The organism is Brevibacterium picturae, assembly GCF_030453725.1.
Lineage (GTDB): Bacteria > Actinomycetota > Actinomycetes > Actinomycetales > Brevibacteriaceae > Brevibacterium > Brevibacterium sandarakinum_A.
This window is the reverse complement of sequence record NZ_JAKDJU010000088.1, coordinates 1-12503: the sequence shown is the minus strand read 5'-3', so window position 1 is coordinate 12503 and position 12503 is coordinate 1. Positions and strand designations below refer to the sequence as shown.

14 protein-coding genes are annotated in these 12503 nt (G+C 63.9%); 9 read left to right on the top strand and 5 right to left on the bottom strand.

Features of this window, described 5'->3' with window-relative positions:
* Nucleotides 1-1165: M20 family metallopeptidase (locus tag L0G76_RS09975; RefSeq protein WP_304357099.1), on the bottom strand; the 1165-nt coding region annotated here is incomplete at its 3' end.
* 134 nt (nt 1166-1299) lie between these two features.
* Here L0G76_RS09975 and L0G76_RS09970 point away from each other — a divergent pair.
* The gene (locus L0G76_RS09970) at nt 1300-2778 is read left to right on the top strand and encodes a glutamate-cysteine ligase family protein (protein ID WP_304357098.1); all 1479 of its coding nucleotides are present in this window, start codon (nt 1300-1302) and stop codon (nt 2776-2778) included.
* A 170-nt stretch (nt 2779-2948) separates the two neighbouring features.
* Here the strand turns inward: L0G76_RS09970 and L0G76_RS09965 are convergent, their stop codons facing one another.
* A complete protein-coding gene (locus L0G76_RS09965) occupies nt 2949-3245 on the bottom strand; it encodes a cupin domain-containing protein (RefSeq protein ID WP_092105698.1) in 297 nt (98 codons plus the stop codon).
* 116 nt (nt 3246-3361) lie between these two features.
* Here L0G76_RS09965 and L0G76_RS09960 point away from each other — a divergent pair, with 116 nt between their 5' ends.
* From L0G76_RS09960 to L0G76_RS09950, 3 genes are read left to right on the top strand one after another with little or no spacing between them, the layout of a single operon-like run.
* Nucleotides 3362-3943, top strand: coding sequence for a peroxidase-related enzyme (locus L0G76_RS09960; RefSeq protein WP_240519972.1), 582 nt, complete (start codon nt 3362-3364; stop codon nt 3941-3943).
* A 9-nt stretch (nt 3944-3952) separates the two neighbouring features.
* On the top strand, nt 3953-5158 hold the full coding sequence (locus L0G76_RS09955; protein ID WP_096168314.1) for a pyridoxal phosphate-dependent aminotransferase: 1206 nt from the start codon (nt 3953-3955) through the stop codon (nt 5156-5158).
* The gene (locus L0G76_RS09950) at nt 5155-6132 is read left to right on the top strand and encodes a DMT family transporter (RefSeq protein WP_304357097.1); all 978 of its coding nucleotides are present in this window, start codon (nt 5155-5157) and stop codon (nt 6130-6132) included. Before L0G76_RS09955 ends, L0G76_RS09950 begins: the two co-directional genes overlap by 4 nt.
* A gap of 82 nt (nt 6133-6214) precedes the next feature.
* Here the strand turns inward: L0G76_RS09950 and L0G76_RS09945 are convergent, their stop codons facing one another.
* Nucleotides 6215-6574 carry an ArsR/SmtB family transcription factor gene (locus tag L0G76_RS09945; RefSeq protein WP_096168276.1) on the bottom strand — a complete coding sequence of 120 codons (360 nt, stop codon included), beginning with the start codon at nt 6572-6574 and terminating at the stop codon, nt 6215-6217.
* 138 nt (nt 6575-6712) lie between these two features.
* Nucleotides 6713-7300: a peptidoglycan-binding protein gene (locus tag L0G76_RS09940; protein WP_240519973.1), complete on the bottom strand. Its 588-nt coding sequence runs from the start codon at nt 7298-7300 to the stop codon at nt 6713-6715.
* A gap of 174 nt (nt 7301-7474) precedes the next feature.
* On the opposite strand from L0G76_RS09940, the gene L0G76_RS09935 reads away from it, so the two are divergent.
* The 5 genes from L0G76_RS09935 (at nt 7475) to L0G76_RS09915 (ending at nt 12081) form a co-directional block, all read left to right on the top strand.
* Entirely contained in the window at nt 7475-7693 is a 219-nt protein-coding gene (locus tag L0G76_RS09935; protein WP_304357096.1) for a hypothetical protein, read from the top strand.
* 317 nt (nt 7694-8010) lie between these two features.
* Entirely contained in the window at nt 8011-8724 is a 714-nt protein-coding gene (locus L0G76_RS09930) for a HEAT repeat domain-containing protein (RefSeq protein ID WP_304357095.1), read from the top strand.
* Between the two features lie 162 nt (nt 8725-8886).
* On the top strand, nt 8887-9942 hold the full coding sequence (locus tag L0G76_RS09925) for a MerR family transcriptional regulator (protein WP_096168316.1): 1056 nt from the start codon (nt 8887-8889) through the stop codon (nt 9940-9942).
* Between the two features lie 9 nt (nt 9943-9951).
* On the top strand, nt 9952-11433 hold the full coding sequence (locus tag L0G76_RS09920; protein ID WP_096168278.1) for an LssY C-terminal domain-containing protein: 1482 nt from the start codon (nt 9952-9954) through the stop codon (nt 11431-11433).
* A 117-nt stretch (nt 11434-11550) separates the two neighbouring features.
* Nucleotides 11551-12081, top strand: a complete 531-nt coding sequence (locus L0G76_RS09915; protein ID WP_096168279.1) for an SRPBCC family protein — start codon at nt 11551-11553, stop codon at nt 12079-12081.
* Between the two features lie 49 nt (nt 12082-12130).
* Here L0G76_RS09915 and L0G76_RS09910 read toward each other — a convergent pair.
* The coding region (locus L0G76_RS09910; RefSeq protein ID WP_304357094.1) for a MarR family winged helix-turn-helix transcriptional regulator at nt 12131-12503 on the bottom strand (373 nt) is incomplete at its 5' end.

The following is a 12503-nucleotide window of genomic DNA, read 5'->3' as shown; positions in this document are numbered from 1 at the left end:
GCAGCTGATCGGCGATGAGGGCCGCGAGGAGGGCTGTGCGTGGGGCGATCTCATCGATGACCGCGTGCTCGTGTTCTGCATGCGCCCCATCGCCCACGGCACCGAGACCATCAAGGGTGGCAATACCGTCACCGGCGGTGAAGTTGCCGTCCGAGGCACCGCCGACCGACACGCCCTCCGGTGCGGGCAGTCCGAGGTCCGCAGCCAGCGCAGTGGCGCGATCGAACAGCGCCGCCGACTGCTCACGTTCGAACGGCGGACGGTTGATGCCGCCGATGACCTCGATCGTCGACCCCTCGAGCTGAGGGCGCCTGGCCAGTTCACGCATAGCGGCGTCGACTCGGTCGAGTTCAGCAGCGGTGCGTGCCCGCACATCGACATCGACGCGCGCCTCGGCCGGGACGGTGTTCGTGGTGGTTCCCGCGCTGATCACGGTCGGCACCACCGAAGTGCCAGCCTCGGCGTCGGCGAGATCGGCGACCAACGGCAGATGGAGGGCCAGCGCCATACCGGCATTGATCCCCTTCTCTGGCTCGAGCCCGGCATGGGAGGCCTTGCCGGTGAAGACGAGGGTGTAGTTGCTCGTTCCCTTGCGCTCGAGTTTGAGCGCACCGCCGGCGCTCGCCTCCATCACATACACGGCCTTCGCTTCGGCCGCCTCGGCGCGGATGAGGTCGGATGAGGAGATCGACCCGATCTCCTCATCGCCGGTGATCAGGATCGACAGACCGTCAAGTCCACCCTCGCCGAGGTGCTCGGCCAGGATCGCGGTTGCGTGGATGCTCATGATGGCCCCGGTGAGCATGTCGAAGCTGCCGGGCCCGCGCAGGATGCCGTCGTCGGTGGAGAAGGGAATGCGGTCCAGGGTTCCGTTCGGCCAGACCGTGTCCTGGTGGTTGAGGAGGACCACGCGGGCCGGGCCCGAGCCGAAGCGCAGACGCACATGAGCCGTGTCGTCGACGGTGATGAGCTCCGCTGTGGCCTGGAGACGTTCGCGCAGCAGCTCGACGAAGTCCTGGGCACCGGCGGCCACGGCTTGCTTGTCGTGAGAGGGCGTCTCCTTCGTGATGACGCGCTTGATGTCATCGAGGATGAGGGAGAGACGGTCGTTGGCCTGCGCGACGAGGTCAGCGGACTGGAGGTCTGAGGTCTGAGAGGTGGTCATGGCCCGATTCTACGATGGTGCCTGCAAGGTCGATTGCGGTGTCCGCATCATGCGATGAGGTGCGAGGGAAGCGGGATGTGAAAAGTCCGGTCGTACGCGAGCGCGAAACCCAGAGTCTGTGGTTTGCTTGACCCATGGGTGAGGAAGTCAGTTCCAAGCGGTACACGCCGGAAGAGCGCACGCTGTATCGGGAGAAGCTCGCGGAGAACCTCGAACTCTTCGACACGTATCTGCGCCATGCGGAGTTCAAATCCGCGGGCACGATCGGTCTGGAACTCGAACTCAACCTCATCGACTCGGACAATCAGCCGAGCCTGAACAACACGAAGGTCCTCGAGAGCCTCGACGATGAGTACCAGTCAGAGATCGGCGGGTTCAACCTCGAACTCAACCATCCCGTGCTGCAGGTGGCCGGGCGCGGGCTGAAGACCCTGGAAGCCGGAGTCGCGCATCGGCTGAGCAGGGCCCAGAAGGCCGCCGAGGCGGAGGGACTGACGGTCGCCTCGATCGGAACGCTGCCGACCCTGAGCACCCAATTCCTCACCGAGGCGAAATGGATGACCGAGGAGAACCGTTACGAGGCGCTGAGCAACTCGATCGTCGACGCTCGCGGTGAGTACGTGCGCATCGAACTCGACGGCGAGGAGAAGTACAAACACGAATTCTCCGACATCGCCCCGGAAGCCTCATGCACCTCGATGCAGCTGCACCTGCAGGTCGCCCCCAACAAATTCGCCGAGGCCTGGAACGCCTCCCAGGCGATCGCGGCGGCACAGGTCGCGATGAGTGCGAACTCCCCGCTGTTCGTCGGCCGCAAGCTCTGGCACGAATCTCGAATCCCTGTTTTCAGTCAGGCCATCGATACCCGTACCCCCGAGCTCGTCAACCAGGGTGTGAGGCCCCGGGTGTGGTTCGGGGAACGGTGGATCACGAGTGTCTTCGACCTCTTCGAGGAAAACGTCCGCTACTTCCCGCCGCTGCTGCCGGAGATCAAGGACTTCGTCGAGTTCAGTCAGGCGGATGCTCCGAAGCTCTACGAGCTCAATCTGCACAACGGCACAGTCTGGCGCTGGAACCGACCGATCTATGACTCCTCTCACAGCGGTGCGCACATTCGCGTGGAGAACCGACTGCTCCCGGCCGGTCCCACTCCCGTCGACATGGTCGCCGATGCCGCCTTCTACTATGGTCTCGCGGAGTTCCTCGTGGGAGAGAATCGTCCCGTGTGGTCGCGGATGTCGTTTCGTGAGGCGGAGGAGAACTTCTTCGCCTGTGCCAAGGACGGAATCGGTGCCCGTGTGACCTGGCCGAAGATCGGCCACATCGATGTGGCGGACCTCGTGCTCGACGTCCTCATCCCGCAGGCGCGCAGGGGGTTGAGCCGTCTGGGCATCGACAAAGACGTCATTGAGGAGTACATGTCGATCATCGAGGGCCGAGCCGAGAGGAGGGCCAACGGTGCGACGTGGCAGCTGAGGATGCTTGACCGCCTGGCTCCGAACAGCGCCCCGGACTCACCGGAGCGCCGAGAGGGACTCAAGCAGATGATGGACGCCTACGTGGCGAACCAGGCCTCCGGCGAACCCGTCCACACCTGGGACGTGCCCGCCTGAGCGTTTGCCTGTCCGAGCATTCGTCCGACCGCTGCGGCGCAGACACCAACGGCGACGCGCGCATCCGACATCGCTTAGGTGGTCGAAATGGTGCGGTCGTGAGCAGCGCGATGCGTCCAAAATGACCACTTAGGGCCCAATCAGGGACGGTCGGCCTCATGAAGGGGCAGTCAGAGGCGCTCGACTTCGACGAAGACGATGTCGTCGGTTCCGTCGGGATTCGAGACCTCATGTTCGGATCCTGCCGCGCGGGTGTAGCTGACTCCCGCCTCGAGGTCGGCGACGATCGACGTTCCATCCGAGTTCCGCACGTGCATCGCATCGGTGACCATCGGAATGACAACGTACTCGTATTCGTGCTTGTGCATGGGGATGACCCCATTGGGTTGGATGGTCCACCGCGTCACGCGGAAGACTCCGTTGTCGAGCTGGATCTCACCAGTCGAGCCGGTGTTCTCATCGCTCATGATTGACACTCCTTCTGATCGTCATCGATGTCTGCTCATCACCCTAGCCTTCAGCACAACAGCATCCCAGCCCTGTGCGTGACCCGCGGCACACATGTCCGTTCGAGGCGGTTAGCATGAGCAGTATGCGATACCCCTACGCTGACATCGACGATGTCGAAGACGATATCCGCGAAACCATTCTGACCGTGTCCGAGAAGTCGGGCTTCGTGCCCAACGTCTTCCTGTCCCTGGCCCGCCGACCGGCGGAATTCCGGGCGTTCTTCGCCTACTATGACGCTCTGATGGAGAAGGAGACCGGGAATCTGAGCAAGGGGGACCGCGAGATGATCGTCACGGCCACCTCGGCGGTCAACAACTGCCTCTACTGCGTCGTCGCCCACGGAGCCGTGCTGCGGATCATGGAGAAGAAGCCCCTGGTCGCAGACCAAGTGGCCGTCAACTACCGCCAGGCCGACATCACCGACCGTCAGATGGCGATGCTCGACTTCGCGATGACGGTCTGCACAGAGCCCTGGGCGCTGTCCGACGCTGACTTCGCAGCCCTGGCCGAACACGGCTTCGATGACGAAGACGCCTGGGACATCGGCGCGATCACCGGATTCTTCGGCCTGTCGAACCGCATGGCCCATGTAGGCGGAATGATGCCCAACCCCGAGTTCTACCTCATGGGACGCGTCCCACGTGAGAGGAAGTGACCAATGACCATGAGCACCCAGACGAGCGCACCCCGCGTCTCCGACCGGGCCGGACTCGTCCAGCCCTTCGCCGCCATGAATATCGTGGCCAAGGTCCAGGAGATGTCGCGCCAGGGCCAAGACACCATCGCCATGTGCCTGGGCGAACCGACCCAGGGTGCACCGGGGCCGGTGCGCAGGAGAGCCGCCGAGGTGGTCACCGACGGCACGAACCTCGGCTACTCCCCGATCTTCGGCATCCCCGAACTGCGCACAGCCATCGCCGGGCATTACCGTGACTGGTACGGCGTTGAGGTGCCCACGGAACGCATCGCCATCACCACGGGTTCCTCCGGTGCTTTCCAGACGGCCTTCCTGACCTGCTTCGACGCCGGTGACCGAGTCGCACTCGCCCGCCCGGGCTACGGCGCATACAAGAACATCCTCGCCGCATTGAACTGCGAGATCGTCGAACTCGACTGCGGTGGAGACCATGGCTTCCAACCGACCGTCGAACTCCTCGAGCAGGCACATGCGAAGGCCCCGCTCAAGGGACTCATGCTCGCATCGCCGGCGAATCCGACGGGGACGATGATCTCAGGCGAGCACCTCGGCGAGCTCATCTCCTGGTGCGCCGAACACGGTGTACAGGTGATCTCCGACGAGATCTATCACGGCATCAGCTACATCGGCACGCGTGGTGAGACCGCGTTGGCCCATGATGACAATGCCATCGTCATCTCCTCGTTCTCGAAGTACTGGGCGATGACCGGGTGGCGACTCGGCTGGGCGATCCTGCCCGAAGAGCTGACTCATGCTGCCCAGAACGTGACCGGAAATCTGTCGCTGTGTGCCCCGGTTCCCGCCCAGTATGCGGCCGTGGCGGCCTTCACGGAGGAGTCCTATGCCGAATGCGAGGCGGCGGTCGAATCCTTCGCCCGCGCCCGCAAGCACGTTCTCGACGCCACTGCTGACCTGGGGTTTACCGATATGGCCCCGCCCGATGGGGCGTTCTACATGTATGCCCGCATCGACGAGATCCTGCAGCGGTCGAATGACGACATCGTGACTGCGACCGACTGGTGTCAGGCGCTTCTCGACGCCACCGGGGTCGCACTGGCGCCGGGTGACGACTTCGACTCCCTCAACGGGCCCCGCTCCGTGCGATTGTCACTGGCCGTCGGAGCGGACAAGACCGCCGAGGCGCTCGACCGGATCCTCGACTTCATGCGATGACTCCGAACTCGGCCGCGGCCCATGGCGCGGAACCGCCCGCACAGCCGCCTGCGTCCTCGGGCTCACCAGCCGTCTCGGAACCGTCGCCCTCAGGGCTGCCGACGCTGGGCATCATCGTGTCTGCACTGCTCCTGGGCTCGGCCGGCCTGTTCGTCATCCTTGCCGAGGCGAGTGCCCCGACCGCGGCATTCCTGCGCTGCTGGATCGCCGTCATCGTCCTCGCTCCCCTGACGATCTTCGAACTGCGGCGACGGGGACGGCTGCCGTCCAGGGCACTCATCGTCGCAGCCGTCTCGGGTGCGGCACTGGGCATTGATTACGTTCTGTGGGCGCAGAGCGTCCTCGACGCCGGTGTGGGCGTCTCGACTGTCCTCATCAGCGTCCAGGTCATCGTGTTTCCTGCACTGGTATGGATCTTCGGGGGAACACGTCCGGGATGGCTGTTCCTGGGATGCATCCCGATCATGATCATCGGCATGCTGCTGACCGGAGGCGTCTTCGGCGCCGATGAGGGAGCGGCGAACCCCGCCCGTGGTGCGATCTTCGGCGTCCTGTCGGGAATCCTCTACGGCGTCTACATCTTCGGCATCCATCACTGCCGGAAGGCGGCACCGAGCTTCGTGGTCGCACCCGTGGCTGTGGGCACAATCGCTGCGGGGGTGATGACGGGGATCGCCGGTGTCGCGCTCGGGGGGCTCGACTTCGACCTGGGCTGGGACGGTTGGGCGTGGATGGTGGCGCTGGCGGTCTTCGGCCAGGCACTGTCGTGGGTGCTGCTGAGCATTTCGAGTCCGCTGGTGTCTGTGTCGCGGACGGCTGCGCTCATGCTGCTTCAGCCTCTGTCAGCAGTGGTCCTGGGTGCAGTCATCGCCGGAGAGCGCCTGCAGCCGGCGCAGTGGATCGGCGCGGTGCTGGTCGTCGTCATTGTCTGGGTCGTCGGAGGTGGGCCGGAGGCGCTGCGCAGGCGCCGATGACGCTCGGGCAGCTTTCGGCGGCTTCCGGCAGCTTTCGGCGGCTTCCGGCGGCTTGGGACGGATGAGGTCGGCTCAGAGGCGCTCAGTGTTCGTGGCCTTCGATGGTGTGGGCCAGGGCGTCGAGGATGATGTGGGCGACGTGGTCGTCCTTGAGCGAGTAGTAGGCCTCACGACCGATCCGATTGACTCCGACGAGGTGGAGTCCGCGCAGGAACTTCAGATGCTGGGAGACCAGGGGCTGCGAGAGTTCGGTCGATTCGACGATGTGCGTCACGGTCGCCTCCCCGTGGGCGAGGACCAACAGCATCTTCAGCCTGGACGGAGTGGCCAAGGCCTTGAATAGGTCGGCGGTCTCTGAGATGGCTTCGAGATTGTCCTCGGGATTGCGCAGGAGCTGCTCGACTGCGGCATTGACCGGGGTGGAATCTGAAGTGGAAGCCATGGATAGAGATTACCGGACAATCCCCGGTGGGCTCACGCCAGCGGCTGAAGCAGTCGTCTTCGAACATGCGCTGAGTGACAGGGCGGTGGTCAGTCCGAGCGCGGCCAGGGTCAGCGTCGTGCGTGCAGTGCTCACCGCTCAGCTCAGGGCTTCGACGTCGTCCTGGGTGCCGATGAGATCAACGGCCAATGACTCCCACTGCCCATAGGCATCAGGCAAGGCAGATCGCTGCACCGCCTGTGCAGCTTCGGTGGGACTCATCGCGTGCCAGTCGTCGATCTGGGTGAGCCCGGGGTTCTCGATGTCCGGGTTGATTCCGTAGAAGGACTTGGTGGCGTAGACGGGGTCGTTGAGGCTCTCCGGTTCGCCCCACCCCTGTGAAGGGCGCTGCTGGAACAGGCCGACGGAGTCGCGGTCGCCCGATTCGAGGTTACGCAGCGATGATTCCTGGAGTGCGGTCATCAGAGCGATTCTGATCGCCCGGTCATTGAAGTCGCCGCCACGGCCGATGCCGATGATGAGTCGGGCATTATCGATCTGCTGCTCGGACAGTTGATTCACGGACGCCATCTGCATCTGCCTGATCGTAGTCGACCCGAATGAGACCGGTGCATTGATGATGATCACGGTGGCGAGGGTCAATGCCATCACGGCGGCCCCAAGACCGATCAGGGCACCACGAAGCACGGACCGAGAGCCGTTGCGGTGTCGAGTCGTTCCAGCCATGAATATAACGATAATGCAACAAACTGAAGGGCGCATGTATCCACGCCGTACTTTTTGTCACAGAACGATCACGGTGGCAATTTTTTTGGGTGCTGTCTCGGTGACGCGCCACTGTTGCGAATCTGCGTCATCGTGTGGGGGTGGGGCGACGAGGGTGCGGTCTAAGATCGGGCCATGGTCTTCATCAGGCGGCGTAATCCACGGTCTCGGATCTTCGGGTGCTTGGTGGGTGTGATCGCGCTGGTCGTCATGGTGATCATTGTCATCGCCGTCGTCGCCCTCCTGGTCATCGTGGGCGCCGGCAACGGAGGCACAGATGGCGACCCGAGCGGTGACTCGGCATCGAGCAGTGGGCCGGCCTCGGGCGGTCACTGGTCGACTGCTCAGCCCTGACGCTCGGCGTCACTGCGCAGAATCGTTCGAAGCTACTCCGGAGCCGTCCGGCCCAGATCGCCGAGGTGGGGAGAGCTCGCCGTCGGGCCGCCACCGTGGCCCGATGGTCGAGTCGGGAGCGGCCCAGCCAATCGGGCACGAGCAGCATGAGTGTGAAGTCCCACTGAGACTTGTCACGGGCGTTCGCGAACGTGTCTTCGTCCCGTTCCGCTCCGACAGCAGTGATGTCCCGAGTCTAAGAGGCGACACTGATGCGAATCAGGGGTTGACCTTGACACGATGTCAAGGCCTTCACTGGTTGCACGGAGGTGGAAACAATGACCAAACCACACAACACGGAGACGACCACGCAGCACGTTTCCCAGCCGCAGATGAAACAGGAGGCCGTCCTCGTGGCATTGTCGTCGGCGAACCCACAGCATCGACTGCAGGCGGCCCTGTCCATCGGCATCACAGCTGAGGACCGCCACCTCGGCGCCCTGATTCGGCGGTGCAGAATCGATCCGGACTTCTTCGTCCGTGACATGCTCACCTGGGCGATCACTCGGATGCCCGCCGAGGCGGCCGTCGACCTGCTCATTGCCGAGCTGAGCTCCGATGCGCCGCAGGCTCAGGGCCAGGCCCTGCACACGCTGTCGAAGATCGGAGATCCTCGCGGCTGGGAGGCGATGGATCCCGGGATCATCGGAACCAAGCTGATTGCTCATTCCGACACCGAGGTGGCCCGCAGTGCGTGGAGGGCCGCCGTGGCACTTGTCCCCGGTGATGACCGGCAGCGATTGGCATCGACCCTGGTGACGCAGCTCGGGCGGGGCGACATGGAGACGCAGAAGAGCCTCAGCCGAGCCATCGTCTCCTTGGGCGAGGATCTCGTGTCAGTGCTCGATGGAAGACTGCAGGCAGAGGAAGAAACAGTGCGGACACACGCCATGGCGACCCGGGAAATGTTCACCGATCCGGACGCCGGTTTCGCTCACGCCTTGAGTGAAGCCAAGCGAGTGGTCGCGCTGGGGTCCGAGGCGTCAGCATAGATCGATTATGGGAAGGGTCGACCGGGGCGGCGCTGCCGAGCGGGGCAAGCTCGTGCAGCGCCGCGTGCGACACCTCGGACTCCTTCCTCTGGAAATCGGCGCTCTGTTGGTGGAGCAACGACAGTGCGACCTGTCTATAGTGGAGGCGGGAGAGAGATGCGAATGCTGATCGGCGAAGTGGCCAAACGGTCAGGCGTGAGCGCCCGTATGCTGCGGCACTATGAATCCTTGGGCCTCATCGATCCCAGTGACCGCACCGCCAGCGGATACCGGGAGTATTCCGCGAACGATATCGGGCGGATCTTCCACATCGAGGGCCTGCGCAAGCTCGGAATGTCGCTGGCAGAGATCGGTCCACTGCTCGACGATCCCGGATTCGATCCTGGACGTCTGATTCGCGATCTGATCGAGACGTCCCAGCGACGCATTGCGGTCGAACGAGAGCTGCTGGCCCACCTCGAGCAGATCGACGGTCTCCACCATGCCGACGGAGAGGCGCTGCTGCTGACCATCGACCTCATGCGGTCCCTCGAGTCCGGCGACGTCATCCAGCGGCACAAGGCGGCGCTGGGCAGCGGCGTCGACGGCACGGTGCCTGTCGAATCCCTGTCCGAGGCGGTCCTCAATGAGCCCGTGCTCAATGCTGCCGGGGCCATGCGGTGGGCCCTTGCGCAATCGGGCCCCGAAGCGGTGCGTCACCTGGCGCAGGGAATGGACGACCTGTCCGTCGAAGTCCGTCGCAATGCGCTCCAGGCACTCGACGAAATCCGTCGCAACACGGCGAAGGAGGAACTCGGGTCCGTCGCTGAGACGACCATCATCGAATCCCTGCATTCCGGCCTCGGCGACACGGATCTGCAGCTGCGCAGCAGCGCGGCCCTGATATTGGGCCAGATGGGTGACCCGGCAGCGGTGTCCGACCTGCTCGAAATCGCGATGGACGGCCCCAAAGACATCGAAGCCGCCGAGGCGCTCGCCGCCTTCGTCAACGAGGCCCCGAACGAAGGGGCTCTTGCTGAGGTTGCGGTGCGGATCATGTCGGATCTGCGTCGGCATGCCCGGTCGCCGGAGGCGAGGGTGCGCTTCCGGGTGCTGCAGGTCCTCATCGAGATTCCGGGCACCGAGGTCGATGACTTCATCGCCGAACTCAGTGCCGATGATAATTTTGAGGTCGCGGCGACGGCGGCCGCGACCCTGAACCGACGCCGGGATCATTAAGCTTGTCCCATGACCTCCGGAGCCACGTCGCCTCAGCCAGGACCCGAGCCTGGCCCCGATCACTCGGGTGCTCCCGAGAAGAGACGACAGAGGCAGCCATTCGCATTCCGGCGCCACCGTTTCACAGTCACCGGAATCCTCGACTATCTCTTCTTCCTCTTCGGAGGTGCCTCGTCAACGTGGTTGGCGATGCTGATCCTGTTCAAGGGATTCTCACTGGGATGGTGGCAGGTGCTGACCCTGCTCGTGTTCTGGGTGGTGGTGTCCTACCTGGCGCTTCCCCGGCTGCATCGCATCCTCTCCCAGATCTACGTCCCCAACTATTTCATCGGTCGAGCCCGGACATCGGACGGCCTGCTCGGTGATCCGGTCAACCTCGCATGGCGCGGTGACGAAACGCAGATCCATCACGCGATGAAGGCCGCGGGGTGGATCCTTGCCGATGGCATCACGCCGGCTTCGACCTGGGAGATCATCAGATCCACCCTGACCAGGACCAGCTACCCCAAAGCGCCCGTTTCGCCCCTGCTTCTGTTCGGCAGGCGGCAGGACTTCGCCTACCAGCAGGAAGTCGACGGCGACCCCGGGCAGCGCCACCACGTGCGATTCTGGAAATGCCCCACCGGATGGATGCTGCCCGGTGGGCATGAGGCGGACTGGCTGGCGGCGGGCACCTATGACAAGAGCGTCGGAATCTCGTTGTTCACACTGCAGTTCACACACAAGATCGAAGAGAACACCGATGTCGAACGCGACTACATCGTCGAGACGGTGGCTTCGGCCGATGACGCGATCGTCGTCCAGCACATCCAGGACTTCTCGACCGGCTACCACTCACGCAACGGCGGCGGGGACGCGATCATCACCGACGGGGATCTGCCGATCATCGAGGTCACCGAGGTGGCCACAGACGAATCCGACTCCCCGGACCGGCTCGAACTGGCCCTCGACGCGACCCAGATCTACGCCGATGCTCGGTCGGTCAGAGAAGTGACGAAAACCCTGTGGCACAAGCGCCCCCTGCAGACGGTCGTCGGTGCCGCACTCGTTCTGGTCCTGCTCATCTTTCAGGCCTGGGACGTGCTGGGCACGGTGCTCGACTGGGATGGACTGCGGACCGAGGTTGTGGACTACAGCGCAGACATCGGAGCCCTCGGCGACGAATTGGCAACGCAGATCGCTGCGGGAGCTCTCATCGGACTCAGTCTCCTCATCGGTTGCCTGCAGGTGATCGCGAGTATCTCCGTGTTCCGTGGCAGCAATCGGGCTCGACTGTGGATCCTCACCCTGTCCACGGTGTCCGTGATCGTGTCGATGACGAACTACTTCACAGGCAACCGCGACCTTGCGACCAACATGTACGCGCTGACGACGATTGCCATGCAGGTCGCCGTGCTGCTGTCACTGTCGAGCGATTCATCTCGGTTGTTCACGCGCTTCAGCACCGCAGAACTGCGAGCCGAACGCCAAGATCGGGCCCTCGAAGACTGAGCGACTTCGAAGCCGGGGCCCCTCGGCTGTCCAACCTGTGTATTCTGACTCCGACTGCACTTTGGCGGCGCAGGAGCTGCCATCGGACCCGGACTCAAGCGAAGAGGCGGAACGACCATGACCGAACCGATATCCAACTCATCTGCTCCCGCTGGCGAGGCCGCCGCCTCGGAAGCCACCGATGCCTCGATCTTCGATACGATCGACCCGACGCTCAAGGTCGTCAGCGTCGACGCCGTGATCGCCGCCCCCGCCTCGGAGATCTTCGAACTCATCGCAGACCCCGTCCGCCAGCCCGAATGGGATGGCAATGACAACCTGGCTAAGGCCGCTCAGGGGCAGCGAGTCGCCGGTGCCGGCAGCTCCTTCATCACCACTCTGACCAAGGGAATCGACCGCGAAAACCACGTCGTCGACTTCGAGGAAGGTCGGCTCATTGCCTGGAAGCCCTCCGAGGTCGGCGGTGAGCCGTTCGGCCAGAAGTGGACGTGGGAGATCGAAGCGACTGGAGAAAGCTCCAGCGTGGTTCGTCAGACCTATGACTGGACCGAGCTGAGAGACCCCCGGCGACTTCCTCGCGCGCAGTCGACGACGTCGGAGAACCTGCTGGAATCGCTGAACAGGCTCAAGGCGCTCGCCGAAAGCTGAAGCGAACGCCCTTCACCGGGGCCAGATGTCTGCCCCTCGCCGAGGCGTCTCACTGAGGCCAGGCATCTGCCAGGCGCGAGAGCAGCTGTGCGAGGAGAGCACGCTCCTCATCTGTGAATCCGTCAAGGGCAAGGTCGACGCTGTCGCGCTGGGCTCCGCGGAACCTGCTCGAGATCGCCCGACCCTTATCCGTCAACGCAATGAGTGTGCGACGGGCATCATCGGGATCGGCTTCACGTTGCAGCAGGCCCAGTTCGACGCCCTGTGACACGAGGCGGGAAGCGCGAGGTTGGTCGACGCCGATCGACTCGCCGATCGCACTGACGCCAAGAGATCGACCCGCCTGGGCGAGGGTGATGAGCAGCCGAAGCTGTGCTCGCCCACCGAAGCGACCTCCGAAACCCCTTCGCCAGTCGTGGCCG